General features: G+C 69.8%; 10 protein-coding genes. 5 read left to right on the top strand and 5 right to left on the bottom strand.

The genetic code is table 11. From position 1 onward, the window contains the following. The first annotated feature begins 209 nt into the window (after positions 1-209). Positions 210-1,241: a 3-deoxy-7-phosphoheptulonate synthase gene (gene aroF, locus Pth03_RS11055; protein WP_203944099.1), complete on the top strand. Its 1,032-nt coding sequence runs from the start codon at positions 210-212 to the stop codon at positions 1,239-1,241. A 436-nt stretch (positions 1,242-1,677) separates the two neighbouring features. Here the strand turns inward: aroF and thiI are convergent, their stop codons facing one another. The 4 genes from thiI to Pth03_RS11035 all read right to left on the bottom strand — a co-directional run bounded on the left by thiI (position 1,678) and on the right by Pth03_RS11035 (position 6,381). Next, on the bottom strand, positions 1,678-2,874 hold the full coding sequence (thiI, locus tag Pth03_RS11050; protein WP_203944098.1) for a tRNA uracil 4-sulfurtransferase ThiI: 1,197 nt from the start codon (positions 2,872-2,874) through the stop codon (positions 1,678-1,680). Positions 2,875-3,038: 164 nt separating this feature from the next. Then, a complete protein-coding gene (locus Pth03_RS11045) occupies positions 3,039-3,713 on the bottom strand; it encodes a response regulator (RefSeq protein WP_203944097.1) in 675 nt (224 codons plus the stop codon). Next, positions 3,710-4,864: a MacS family sensor histidine kinase gene (macS, locus tag Pth03_RS11040; protein WP_239118930.1), complete on the bottom strand. Its 1,155-nt coding sequence runs from the start codon at positions 4,862-4,864 to the stop codon at positions 3,710-3,712. The genes Pth03_RS11045 and macS overlap by 4 nt, the downstream gene beginning before the upstream one ends. Before the next feature lie 491 nt (positions 4,865-5,355). Then, positions 5,356-6,381 (bottom strand): 6-phosphofructokinase, encoded by a 1,026-nt coding sequence (locus tag Pth03_RS11035; protein ID WP_203944096.1) that lies wholly within the window; start codon positions 6,379-6,381, stop codon positions 5,356-5,358. Between the two features lie 309 nt (positions 6,382-6,690). Between Pth03_RS11035 and Pth03_RS11030 the strand changes: the two genes are divergently transcribed. Beyond that, positions 6,691-7,593 (top strand): bifunctional helix-turn-helix transcriptional regulator/GNAT family N-acetyltransferase, encoded by a 903-nt coding sequence (locus Pth03_RS11030; protein ID WP_239118929.1) that lies wholly within the window; start codon positions 6,691-6,693, stop codon positions 7,591-7,593. 15 nt (positions 7,594-7,608) lie between these two features. Then, positions 7,609-7,743: a hypothetical protein gene (locus Pth03_RS42035; protein WP_275413074.1), complete on the top strand. Its 135-nt coding sequence runs from the start codon at positions 7,609-7,611 to the stop codon at positions 7,741-7,743. A 34-nt stretch (positions 7,744-7,777) separates the two neighbouring features. Here Pth03_RS42035 and Pth03_RS11025 read toward each other — a convergent pair whose 3' ends face one another. Continuing rightward, entirely contained in the window at positions 7,778-8,890 is a 1,113-nt protein-coding gene (locus tag Pth03_RS11025; protein ID WP_203944094.1) for an alkaline phosphatase PhoX, read from the bottom strand. A gap of 401 nt (positions 8,891-9,291) precedes the next feature. Between Pth03_RS11025 and Pth03_RS11020 the strand changes: the two genes are divergently transcribed. Next, positions 9,292-10,056 carry a helix-turn-helix domain-containing protein gene (locus Pth03_RS11020; RefSeq protein WP_203944093.1) on the top strand — a complete coding sequence of 255 codons (765 nt, stop codon included), beginning with the start codon at positions 9,292-9,294 and terminating at the stop codon, positions 10,054-10,056. Beyond that, positions 10,053-12,611: a VIT domain-containing protein gene (locus Pth03_RS11015; RefSeq protein WP_203944092.1), complete on the top strand. Its 2,559-nt coding sequence runs from the start codon at positions 10,053-10,055 to the stop codon at positions 12,609-12,611. Before Pth03_RS11020 ends, Pth03_RS11015 begins: the two co-directional genes overlap by 4 nt. Positions 12,612-12,804 lie beyond the last annotated feature (193 nt).

The raw sequence follows: 12,804 nt of genomic DNA, 5'->3' as shown, positions 1-12,804 counted from the left end.
CGAGACGGGCGACTCAGCACGTGCGCTATATTTCGGTCCATGCGCAACGCTTTCGCGTTTTGGTATGGCGACGGACCCGTGAGGACCGTTCGCCTCCAAGCGCTGCGCTGACAGCCACGGCGAACAAAGGCCCCGGGTCCGACAGGATCCGGGGCCTTCTGCGTTTTTCACCCAGTTTTCGCGATCAGCAGGCGGACAAGGAGCATCACATGGTCATCGTCATGGCCCCCGGGGCAACCCAGGACGACATCGAGTCAGTCGTCGAAGCCGTCGGCGCCGCCGGCGGGGAGGCCTTCGTCAGCCGGGGGGTCAACCGTACGATCATCGGGCTGGTCGGCGACGTGGAGAGGTTCGCAACGCTGAACCTGCGCGCGATGCCGGGCGTCGCCGACGCCGTACGCGTGTCCACGCCGTACAAGCTGGTCAGCCGGGACAACCACCCCGACCGATCGACCGTGACCGTACAAGGCGTGCCGATCGGCCCCGACACCGTCACGCTCATCGCCGGGCCGTGCGCCGTCGAGACGCCGCAGCAGACGCTGGAGGCGGCCGAGATGGCCAAGGCGGCCGGCGCGACCCTGCTGCGGGGCGGCGCCTTCAAGCCGCGGACCTCGCCGTACGCCTTCCAGGGGCTCGGCGAGGCCGGTCTTCGCATCCTCGCCGACGTCAGAGAGAAGACCGGGCTGCCGATCGTCACCGAGGTGGTCGACGCCCACGATGTGGCGCTGGTCGCGTCCTACGCCGACATGCTCCAGGTCGGCACCCGCAACGCGCAGAACTTCGCGCTGCTCCAGGCCGTCGGCGCGGCCGGCAAGCCGGTCATGCTCAAGCGGGGCATGACCGCGACGATCGAGGAATGGCTGATGGCGGCCGAATACATCGCCCAGCGCGGCAACCTCGACATCGTCCTGTGCGAGCGGGGCATCAGGACGTACGAGACGGCGACGCGCAACACCCTGGACATCTCGGCGGTGCCCGTGGTGCAACGACTTTCACACCTCCCCGTGATCATCGACCCGTCCCACTCCGGCGGACGCCGTGACCTGGTGTTGCCTCTCTCCCGGGCGGCCATCGCGGTCGGCGCCGACGGTGTGATCATCGACGTGCATCCGCACCCCGAGCAGGCCCTGTGCGACGGCCCCCAGGCCCTGGTCGACGGCGACCTGGACGAACTCGCCCAGATCATGCAGGAGTTCCCCAAGCTCGTATCCCGCACCCTCACCACCTCACCCTCGGCGTGATCCTCGGCGTGATCCTCACCGTCGCCATGAACCTGAGCCCCGGCGTGATCATGCAACCTCGGCGTGATCATGCAGAAGTTCGCCGGGACCACGTGTGACCTGCGCCAATTCAATCCGTGATCATGCAGAAGTTCGAAGAAACGGCCTTCCACCTGCGGAGAGCCTTTTGGTGATCATGCACGGGCGTACGGCATGTGCGGCACGCACATGCCGTACGAGCGCGACTGCACGTCGACAGCGACGGGACTCGTGCATGATCACGAAGGTTGTCGGGCCAGGTGGGCGTGGGTGCGTGCGAACTACTGCATGATCACGGCAGGAGTTCACGCAGCTCAGACCCCGAACTCCCGAACTTCTGCATGATCACGGCCAAGGGTGTGGGCAGGTCAGAGCGGCGATTGCCGAACTTCTGCATGATCACGGCAAGGGTGTGGGGTTAGGCGTCGAGTTTGTAGGCCTGGATGGAGTCGGCGAGCTGGAAGGCCAGGTCTTCGGCGTCCAAACGCTTCTCGATCTGCTTCAGGTCCTCGATCTTCGCCCGGGTCTCGGCCGAACGAGGGGCGAGCAGCGTGCAGCAGTCCTCGTCGGGAAGCTCGGAGATCTGCAGGGTGCCGATGCGCCGGGCTTCGGCGATGATCTCGGTCTTGTCCAGCCCGATCAGCGGCCGCAGGATCGGCAGGTCGACGGCGTTGTCCTGCGCGGTGATGTTCGTCAGGGTCTGGGACGACACCTGGCCGAGCGAGTCCCCCGTGACGAGCGCCTCGGCATGGATGCGATGGGCCACCTCCTCGGCCGTCTTCAGCATCAGCCGCCGCTGCGCGATCATCGCGAGGCGGTCCTGGCCGGACGCCCTGATCGACTGCTGCGCCTTGCCGAAGGGCACCACCCACAGCCGCGACTTGCCCTGGAACCGGTCGAGGTTGCGGACCAGCGCGTACGCCTTGTAGATCGACTCCGACGTCGTGAACGGAATGCCGGAAAAGTGCAGGAAGTCCACGTGGAGCCCCCGGCGCATCATCCGGTAGGCGGCGACCGGCGAGTCGATGCCGCCGGACATCAGGGCGAGGGCGCGGCCGCTGGAGCCGACGGGCAGCCCGCCCTGACCGGGGCGCCCGTCGGTGAAGACGAACACCTCGTCCTTGTCGACCTCGATGTGCACGGTCAGTTCGGGGTTCTTGAGGTCGACCGGCAGGTCGTAGGTGTCGTTGATCGCCCCGCCGACGTAGTGGTCGAGCTCGTTGGACCGCATCGGGAAACGCTTGTCACGCCGCCGCGACCGTACGGCGAAGCGCGCCTTGCGCTGAACCTCGGGAGAGTCCTTGACGAGCTCGATCGCCGCCTTGAGCACGGCCTCCGGGTCCTTGGCCACCCGCCAGGCCAGGTGGATCAGCACCAGGCCGGGCACGTCGGAGACCCGCTGCGCCACCGCCTCGGCCACCTCGGCGGACGTGCCCTCGGGGAGGAACAGCGCGATGACCCCGTGCCGCTGCCGGATGTCGACTTTGAAGTCCTTCAGCGCGGCCCTGATGTTCGACCGCAGCCGCATCTCGAACAGCTCGCGATTCCTGCCCTTCAGAACCACCTCGCCTAACTTCAGCAGGACGCAGGGGTCTGCGAGCGCGGTCATCGTCATCGGTGGAACCTCCGGAGGGACATCGTGCGCGTGCCACGGGCGACAACGCGCCGGCCCAGTGGGAACTTCCCCACTGTAGTGCCGCGGCACGGGAGATCGTCCGCGCAGGCGAAGGGTCCCAAGCTCGGCATTCGGTCCTGTTCACATCCCCGGCCAGGCGCCCTCTATTCGCCCGTGAGCCCCTGTTCCATGGCGTAGCGCACAAGCTCGACCCGGTTGTGCAGCTGGAGCTTGCTGAGCGTGTTCTGCACGTGGTTCTGCACCGTGCGATGGGACACCACGAGACGTTCGGCGATCTGCCGGTACGACAGGCCCTTGGCGACCAGGCGCAGCACCTCGGTCTCCCGCTCGGTCAGGCGGGGGCCGTCGGGGGCCGCGGGCCGGGCCGCGAGCCGCCGGTACTCCCCCAGAACCAGCCCCGCCAGGCCCGGCGTGAACACGGCGTCTCCCTCGGCGGTACGGCGGACCGCGTCGAGGAACTCCGCCCGGCTGGCCGATTTCACCAGATATCCGGATGCGCCGGCCTTGACGGCCTCGAGGACGTCGGCCGGCTCGGCACTGGCCGACAGGACCAGGACGCGCGGCGGGTCCTGGGAGGCGCCGAGGCCTCGCGCCACTTCGACCCCGGACAGGTCGGGCAGCTGCAGGTCGAGCACGACGACGTCCGGCCGTACGGCGGCGGCGATGCGCAGCGCCTGGCGGCCCTCCCCCGTCGCCGCCACCACCTCGTATCCGGCTTCCCCCAGGTCGCGGGAGACGGCGTCCCGCCACATCGGGTGATCGTCCACCACCATGATCCGCATGGCCCGCCGCCCTTCTCCGCGATCTTGCACGTTCATACCCGACCACCCCGCTCACGGGCGACCGGTTCGGCCGGAACCGACAACTCGATCTCGGTGCCCGTCCCCGACGACGTGATCGACGCCGTCCCTCCCAGGTCGGCCATGCGGCCGCGGATCGAACGCGCGATTCCCATCCGGCCGTCGGCCTCTGCCTGTTCCAACCGGCCTTCGGGAATGCCCGGGCCCTCATCCCGCACCGACACCACGACGCGTCCCGCGTCCTCCTCCACCAGCACCCACGCCCGGGTGCCGTCCGCGCAGTGCCGCGTCACGTTGTCCAGCGCCGCGCCGACCGCAGCGCTCAGCTCGTGCGCGGTCTCCACCGGCAGGACGAGGGGGGTCACGGGCGCGGACACCGTCACCCGGGCGTCGCCGTACGGCCAGAGCAGCTCCCGCACATCGGCCGTCGCGCCCTTGGCCTGGTCCTCGCGCGCCTCGGAGGACGCGGGTGCGCGAACCAGGGCGCGCAGCGCGGCCTCCTGCTCACCGGCCAGCCTGCCGAGCTCGGCCGCCTCGCCTCCGATCTCGGCGCCCTTGCGCTGGACGAGCGCGAGCACCTGGAGAACGGAGTCGTGGATGCCCCTGGCCAGCCGCTCGCGCTCCCGGCCCATCGCCTCCAGCTCGGCGGCGCGGCGCAGCCACTCCGCCGCCTCCCTGGCCAGCTGCGCGACGTGCCCCACCACGACTCCGGCCATGAAGAGCAGCACGGCGCCGTTCACCGGCAACGAGGTCAGGTCGACTCCCAGTCCGCCGCGAACCCACAGGTCGGCGGCCGACATCACGGCCGCCGCCACGGCCCCGGCGCGGCGGCCAAGGGCGACCGCCCAGGCCAGGACGGGACCGGCGACCCAGGTCGCGGTGACCGGCATCGCACCGCTCGCCGTGTCGGCCCAGCTCTGGACCAACAGCGTCGAAAGCAGGCATCCGGCCGTCAGCCCGAGATCGGTGAGAAGCAACGGCCATGCCCGCGTGGAGGGGTAGAGGACGAGGGTCACGGCCGTCCAGCCCGCCATGACGGCGATCGTGATCCAGCCGGCGAGGGGATGCGCATAGCCCCCGGCTCTCGCCAGCAGAACGACCGCGTACGCCACCGAAGCGATCCGGAAGACCGCGATCGCCCGCCAGAACGACCCCTCGATGCCCAACATCCCCCCGCCCCGACGACACCGCCCGATGACACCGTCCCGACGACGCCACAGAAGCCGGCGACGGCGGCAGCCGTACGGAAGGTAAAGGGAAAGCGGGCCGTGTTCAACCGTGCACGACAAACCGAGCGGTGAATCGACGGGGACGACGCGGAGGATTGTTCACCACACTCTTTTACGCACAGAATTCCCGAAAGCGCACCAGCACCACCGTTCACAACGGCCGGAGGCGGCGAACGTCCCACGACCCTTCAAGCCGACACAGTCCGGTCCCAAGGCATGTCAATGGCTCGAAAAAGGAGCCAGAACAAATGATCATCAACGGTGATCTCCGGCCTCGCCTTGGCACCGGAGAAGGTGGACGAGCCGCTCACCCTGCCCGTGGCCTGGCTGTACTGACCACGGACGACGACGGGCCTGCCCGGAGCACCGGGCAGGCCCGTCGAATCCTTCGGACAGCGCCCTGACCCCTGAGGCGGGGCGGGACGCGTCCGTCAGCCGAAGAAGACCTCAGCCTCCTCATAGCGGGAGACGGGCACGGTCTTCAGCTCGGCCGTGGCCTCGCCGAGGCCGACGCGGACGATGTCGGTGCCCTTGAGGCCGACCATCTTGCCGAAGTCGCCCTCGTGGACGGCGTCGATCGCGCCCAGGCCGAACCGGGTGGCCAGCACGCGGTCGTAGGCCGTCGGGGTGCCGCCGCGCTGGATGTGGCCGAGAACGGTCGTCCGGGCCTCCTTGCCGGTGCGCTTCTCGATCTCCTGGGCGAGCGTCTCCCCGATGCCGCCGAGCCGTACGTGACCGAAGGCGTCGAGCTCGCCGGCCTGCAGAGCCATCTGGCCCTCGATCGGGTGGGCGCCCTCCGCGACGACGATGATCGGCGCATAGCGGGTCTTGAAACGCGACTCGACGTAGGAGCAGACCTTGTCGATGTCGAACGGCTTCTCCGGGATCAGGATGACGTTGGCCCCGGCGGCCATGCCGGCGTGCAGGGCGATCCAGCCCGCGTGGCGGCCCATCACCTCGCAGATGAGCGCGCGGTGATGAGACTCGGCCGTCGTGTGGAGCCGGTCGATGGCCTCCATGGCGATGTTGACGGCGGTGTCGAAGCCGAAGGTGTAGTCGGTGGCGTTGAGGTCGTTGTCGATCGTCTTGGGCACGCCGACGACGTTCACCCCGCGCTCGTAGAGCTGCTTGGCGACGCCGAGAGTGTCCTCGCCGCCGATGGCGATCAAGGCGTCGACGCCGTGCGAGGCGAGGTTCTCCTTGATCCGCTCGACGCCGCCCTCGATCTTGATGGGGTTGGTGCGCGAGGAGCCGAGGATGGTCCCCCCGCGCGGCAGGATGCCTCGGACGGCCTGGATGTCAAGCGGCATGGTCTCGCCCTCGAGCGGGCCTCGCCAGCCGTCGCGGAAGCCGACGAACTCGTGGCCGTAGACGCCCACGCCCTTGCGGACGACGGCGCGGATCACGGCGTTGAGCCCGGGGCAGTCGCCGCCTCCGGTGAGCACTCCGATTCGCATGGCGGGATCCTCCAAAGAGTTACGCGCTATGTGAGATACACGGCCGGACTGGTGCGCGCCGCGCATCGCCGCAACGCATTCTGCCCGAGCTGCCAACAATGGTCTAGACCAAAAGTGAGGCTACGCGACAGAGGCGGCCCCAACAACACCGCGCGCCATACGAACCGACATTCGCGACTCTCACGGTGAACCAGGCGAACACGCGGGCGGTGGAGATGTCCAGTCTTCCATGCCGCAAACCCTTCACCCGAGGCGCGCCTCCGGCTATCGTTGACTCAGGCAATGAGTTAGTTGAGGTAGACAATGAATATGGTCGCCGAGGTCAGGGCATTCAACCGCTTTTATACGGAAGTCATCGGTGTGCTTCAGGCCGGCATGGTCGACACGGCCTATTCCCTCACGGAAGCCCGCGTGCTGTTCGAGCTCGCCACCCTCGAATCGGCCGAGGTCTCCGCCATTCGCGATCTTCTGGATCTCGATCCCGGTTACCTGAGCAGGATCCTCACGAAATTCGAAGCCGAGGGGCTCGTCTCCCGAGAGCGGTCCGCCGAGGACGGCCGCCGCCAGGTCGTACGGCTCACCGCCGAGGGGCGCGAGACGTTCGTCACGCTCGACGAGCGCTCGGCGGCCGAGGTGCGCGCCCTGCTCGCCACCCTGACCGAGGACGACCGCCGGCGACTGGTCGCGAGCATGACGACCATCCGCGGGCTCCTGACCCCCCAGGCCAGGCCGGTGCCGTACGTCATCAGGGCGCCGCGGCCGGGAGACCTCGGCTGGGTGGTACATCGGCACGGCTCCCTCTACAGCCAGGAATACGGATGGGGCGCAGCCTTCGAGGCCCTGGTCGCCCGGGTCGTGGCCGACTACGCCGAGCGCCACGACCCGGAGCGCGAGGCGGCATGGATCGCCGAGGTCGAGGGTGCGCCGGCCGGGTGCGTGTTCTGCATGCGCAAGGACGACGAGACGGCCCAGCTCCGCCTGCTGCTCGTCGAGCCGTCCGCGCGCGGCATGGGCGTGGGGCGGCGCCTCGTCGAGGAGTGCGTGGCGTTCGCGCGCCGGGCGGGCTACCGCCGGATCATGCTGTGGACCAGGGAGAACCTGACCGGCGCCCGTCTCATCTACGGCAAGGCGGGTTTCGTGCTCGCCGAACGGCGCGCGGGCGAGGAGTCGGGCAAGCCGGTCGTCGACGAGATATGGACTCTCGACCTCTGAGAATTCCCTCTTTAATTGGCTCTCGGCCTCGACGAGTTCATCGTCTCCGGGTGGCCGCACCTCGAAGAGGCGCTTCGTGTGGGCGACTTCGTCATCCCCCACCTCGCCGACCTCACCGCCGCCGACACGACAGGCGTCGCCGCGGCATGAGCACGCTCACGTCTCCGGACCGCTCCCCGGTGACTCAGCCGCGGAACGGGCCCGTCACCTCATAGGTGACGCCCTCCGCGCCGGTCCGGGAGGAGAAGTACAGCCGGGTTCCGTCCGGTGAGAAGGCGAGCCCGGTGAGCCACGGCCCGTCCTGCCCCTCGACGCGGACGAACGGCTCCACCCGGCCGTCCGGCGTGATCACGTTGATCTCCGCTGTGCCGCCGTCCTCGGCGGCGAACGCGTCCCCCGACCGCTCCACCGTGCATCCGGGCATGCCGTACGGCTCGGCCTGGCCGTCGTAGAGGACGGTGATGCGCTCGGCGGCGGCGTCGTAGGCCCACATCCGGCTGTCGGCCCTGGTCGTGAAGTAACAGAAGCCCTCGGAGTAGTGGCAGCCCTCCGCGGAGCCGAACCGCCTAGCCCCCGCGACCTGCTCGCGGACCGGGTCGAACATCGCCGAGGGGTCGGGCACGCGCCTCCAGGCCACGGCCTCGCCGTCCGCCGTACCCGTCATCACCTCGAGCGTGCCGGTGGTCAGGTCGCCCCAGTCACCCAGGCGGAACCGGTAGAGACAGCCGTCCGGCTCGTCCTCGGTGAGATAGACGACGCCCCGGTCGGGGTCGCACGCCGCGCCGTCATGCCTGAACTGCCCCATCGCGAGCCGGGGCATCGCGGCGCGCTGGCCGTACGGATCACATTCGAAGACCCGGCCACGCGGCGTCTTCTCACAGGACAACCAGGTCTGCCACGGGGTCGCCTCCCCCGCCCCGTTGAGGTCGGTTCCCGACAGAACGCGATAGGCGCCGCTGATCGACCCGCCTGGCTCGAAACGCACGGCGGTCACTCCGCCGAGCAGCGGGACCGCCGAGTTGGAGACGTAGATCCAGCCGTCTCCGTCCGTGAAGCACGCCCCGCCGTCGGGGGCGGCGTGCCACGTGACACCCCCTGCCCTGTGGCCCGATCGTGCGATGACGCGGCCGGTGAAGCCCGCGGGCAGCGCGACGCCGTTCTCGTCCGGGTTGCCGAGATCTCCGTACGCCGGCGTCCGCGGCTCCGCGCCCCGAGGGGCCGTCGCGGTGCACGCCGAACGCCAGAGCGAGCTTGAAAGGACGGCAAGAGCCCTGGATCGGACGAACGTACGGCTCACCGTGATCCCTCCTCGAACGTGCTCACCGATCTGTTTCAGTGGTGCTGTCGCCGCGTCCTGCGCGCCGTCTTGTTCGTCGCGTCATCAGGTCGCGCGATCCGCTCGCGATGTCCCCTTGCCCGGCCTGGACCCGGCCTGCCCGTCGCTGCTCGGGACCGTGCCCGGAGCCTTCCGGCCTCGGCGCCGCGAGGCACCCGCCGGCTCGGCCGTCCACGCTTGCTCTCTGTCCACTATCGCGCCTTTCAGCACGTCAAGCGGTCACAGTCTGGCTCAGTGCATCTGAAGCGAGTGAACATCCCGGGAAGCCACGTCTTCCTTGCGGCCAAATTTTGCGCGAACCGTGGCAGTTGCCGGACGAAGCCGAGTTGACACTGTCATTGTGACAGTGTCATTCTGTGGGCATGAGCGAGACCTGGACGATCGGTGAGCTGGCGGAGCGGGCGGCGGGCCTGCTCGGTTCGCAGCCCCCTGTCAACGGCCGGGTCCGCGACGTGCCCAACGAACGCCTGATCCGGTGGTACGCGACGATCGGCCTGCTCGATCCCCCGCTGACGCGCAGAGGCAGGATCGCGCAGTACGGACGGCGTCACCTGCTCCAGCTCGTCGCCGTGAAACGCCTCCAGGCCGAGGGCCTGTCCATCGCCGAGATCCAGGTGCGGCTGGCGGGAGCGACCGACGCGATCCTGCAGCATGCGGCGCGCATCCCTGATGTGCCGGACGCCGTCTCGCCGGCGGGTGCTCCCCCACGGGAACCACGGCGCGAGCGCTTCTGGACCCGGTCCGCCTCCGTGATCTCCCTTGACTCCGATCCCATGGCGTCTCCCCCGGCTGCCGCCCTGAACCCTCATCTCGACGCCCTGCCGCCGAACGCGGCGGACACGAACACGGCCCCCGCCGCCTCGGCCGTCCCGCACGCGAAGACCGCCGACACGACCACCGAGCGGGACGCCTCCGGCACGACCGCTCCAGGCGACCGCATCGCTCCGGCCGACGTCGTCTACGGCGTGCGGCTGGCCCCCGGCGTGACGGTTTCGCTCAGCCACGCCGGCCGTACGGTGACACCCGCCGAGGTCCAGGCCCTGCGCGCGGCCGCCGAACCGCTGCTTTCCATGCTGGCCCAGTTCGGGCTCGCCGACCGGCCCGACCATGAAGGGATGACATCATGATCGTTCCCATCACGCCGATGAGGCCGGAGGAATGCCGGCCCATGCCGGACGCCGGGCTGGGGGCGCTCGAAACCGCCCAGGGGAACCTGCCCCTCGAAAGCGTCGACATCTCAGCGCGGATCACCGGACTGTCGGCCGGAGTGCAGGTCGTCCAGGGGTTCCGCAATCCCTTCGACGTCTCCCTGGAGGCGACGTACGTCTTCCCGCTGCCGCCCCGGGCGGCCGTCACCGCCTTTCGGATGGAGGCCGACGACCGGGTGATCGAGGGCGTCCTGAAAGAACGGGAGCAGGCACGCGCTGACTATGACCGTGCTCTCGCGGAGGGCAGGCGGGCCGCCATCGCGGAAGAGGACCGCCCCGACGTCTTCACCATCCGCGTGGGCAACATCCTGCCCCGGGAGCACGTCCGCGTATGCCTCACGCTCAGCCAGCCGCTTCCCTACGAGGACGGCGCGGCGGAGTTCCGTTTCCCGCTCGTGGTGGCGCCTCGGTACATCCCCGGCGCCCCGCTGGCCGAGCCGGCGGCCGGTGACGGCGTCATCCCGGACACCGACGCGGTGCCCGACGCGTCCCGGATCACGCCGCCCGTCCTGCTTCCCGGTTTCCCCAACCCGGTACGGCTGTCGCTGACGGCGGCCGTCGACGCGGCCGGGCTCGGCCTCCGGGAGATCCGCTCCAGCCTGCACGAGGTCTCCCGCGAGGGTGACACGATCAACCTGCGACCGGGCGAGCGCCTCGACCGCGACTTCATCCTGCGGCTCGGGTTTGACGCCTCGGCCTCACTCGTCCTGGTCCCCGACCCGGTCGGCGGTCCCGCCGCGCCTGACGCATCCGATCTGCCGGGATCGCCCGTCATGGGTGACGACCGCGGAGAAGACCGCGACGACGCCGGCACGTTCACGCTGAGCGTGCTCCCGCCGACCGGCCCCGACACGGCTCCCGCGCCGCATGACGTGGTGCTTCTTCTCGACCGCTCCGGAAGCATGAGCGGGTGGAAGATGGTCGCCGCCCGCCGGGCGGCCGCCAGGATCGTGGACACCCTCACCTCCCGGGACAGGTTCACCGTCCTCGCGTTCGACTCCACGATCGAGCGCGTGTTCCCGGATGAGCTGGTCGAGGCCACCGACCGCAACCGCTACCGGGCGGTCGAGCATCTTTCGCGGCTGGAGGCGCGAGGAGGCACCGAGATCCTCGCTGCGATGGAGGAGGCGCTCCGGCTGCTCACCGCACCAGATGCCGTCACCCCCGAACCGCCCGCCGCCACACCGCGCGACCGGGTGCTCGTGCTGGTCACCGACGGCCAGGTGGGCAACGAGGATCAGATTCTCGAACGGATCGCCACGCGACTCGGCGGCATCCGCGTTCACACGGTCGGCATCGACCGGGCGGTGAACGCGGGCTTCCTCGGACGGCTGGCCCTGTTCGGGATGGGACGGTGCGAACTGGTCGAGTCGGAGGAACGCCTCGACGAGGCGATGGAACACATCCACCGCCGGATCGGGTCACCTCTCGTGACCGACCTGGTCGTCAAGCCGGAAGGTCTCGACGTCGTCGCCGGGTCACTCACCCACGTGGGCGGCCTTTATCCGGGTGTCCCCCTCGTCGTCTCCGGTCGTTATCGGGGCACCCCCTCCGGTGCGATGGCCGTACGCGGCCTGACGACCGACGGCGCTCCCTGGGAGACGCGCCTGACCGGGCAGGTCGTCGAGGACGGCGCCGCGCGGCACCTGTGGGCACGTGCCCACGTGAGGGAGCTGGAAGACCGGTACGCGGCAGGAGACCGATCGCTGGAGGAACGCATCGTCGGGACCTCGCTGCGGTTCGGCGTGTTGTGCAGGTTCACCGCGTTCGTGGCTGTGGATTCCCGCGTGGCCGCCGACGGCAGTCCGCAGCACCGGGTGATCCAGCCCGTCGAGACGCCCAGTGGCTGGGACGCCCCGATCGCCGTGCCCATGGCCTTCACGATGGCCAAGATGTCCTCGACCCACACGGCGGGAACCGAGGCGCTCTCGGCCCCTCCTGGTGGGCCCTGGCCGCCGGCGCCGGGTGGGGTTCTCGGGTCCCCGGCCGACGCGGGACTGCCCGATGCATCCTTCGGGGCGGCGCCTCCCGCGGCTCCGCAGCCGCCGTCGCCACGCCGCGGATTCTCCGTGGGCGCCCGCATGCCGCATCCCGGGCGGGAGAGGGTTCCCGTGACGGATCTCGCCGGTGTGCTGCCGCTGCTCAGCGAGGAACTCGTGCAGCTCAGGGCGGCTGAGTCGCTGCCCGCGCTGGACAGGCGCCGTTACCTCGCGGACCTGGCGAGCCGGCTCTCGGTGATCGATCAGATGGTGGGCGGACTTTCCGAGCTGGGCGATCTGGCCGTGGAGCTGGCGGAGGCCGAGAAGGCGACGACCGATCTGGACGCACTCTGGCGGCGGGCCCTCGACACCCTGGCCGCGATCGTGACCGCGTCCGGAGGGCCGATCGGATCATCTGGGGCGGGTGCACCGGAGCCGAGCCGGCAGGACCCCGGGTCGGGACCCACGCGGCGGGGCTTCTGGAGGCGAGCCTAGGCTCCGGCTTTCCCGGCAGGCGCCGGGCCATGGGGCACCCGGCGCCTTGGTCACTTCGGTTCCGGGAGGCGAATGACGTCGGACGGCGGGGAGGGAACGGGTCGCCGAGGCTCCCGCACACCTCCCGTGTCAGGTCGATCGTCACGCCCACCTGCGAGGACGCGCGACCGACGGCGCAACATTCGGTCAATGA

The organism is Planotetraspora thailandica, from assembly GCF_016863335.1.
GTDB classification, from domain to species: domain Bacteria; phylum Actinomycetota; class Actinomycetes; order Streptosporangiales; family Streptosporangiaceae; genus Planotetraspora; species Planotetraspora thailandica.
The sequence above is the reverse complement of the archived record's forward strand: the minus strand, read 5'-3'. Positions and strand labels throughout refer to the sequence as shown.

Coding starts and splice junctions, on each gene's coding strand:
- macS (WP_239118930.1), bottom strand. CDS start 4,864: ATGTTGGGCATCGAGGGGTCGTTCTGGCGGGCGATCGCGGTCTTCCGG.
- Pth03_RS11020 (WP_203944093.1), top strand. CDS start 9,292: ATGAGCGAGACCTGGACGATCGGTGAGCTGGCGGAGCGGGCGGCGGGC.
- Pth03_RS11035 (WP_203944096.1), bottom strand. CDS start 6,381: ATGCGAATCGGAGTGCTCACCGGAGGCGGCGACTGCCCCGGGCTCAAC.
- thiI (WP_203944098.1), bottom strand. CDS start 2,874: ATGACGATGACCGCGCTCGCAGACCCCTGCGTCCTGCTGAAGTTAGGC.
- aroF (WP_203944099.1), top strand. CDS start 210: ATGGTCATCGTCATGGCCCCCGGGGCAACCCAGGACGACATCGAGTCA.
- Pth03_RS11015 (WP_203944092.1), top strand. CDS start 10,053: ATGATCGTTCCCATCACGCCGATGAGGCCGGAGGAATGCCGGCCCATG.
- Pth03_RS11030 (WP_239118929.1), top strand. CDS start 6,691: ATGGTCGCCGAGGTCAGGGCATTCAACCGCTTTTATACGGAAGTCATC.
- Pth03_RS11045 (WP_203944097.1), bottom strand. CDS start 3,713: ATGAACGTGCAAGATCGCGGAGAAGGGCGGCGGGCCATGCGGATCATG.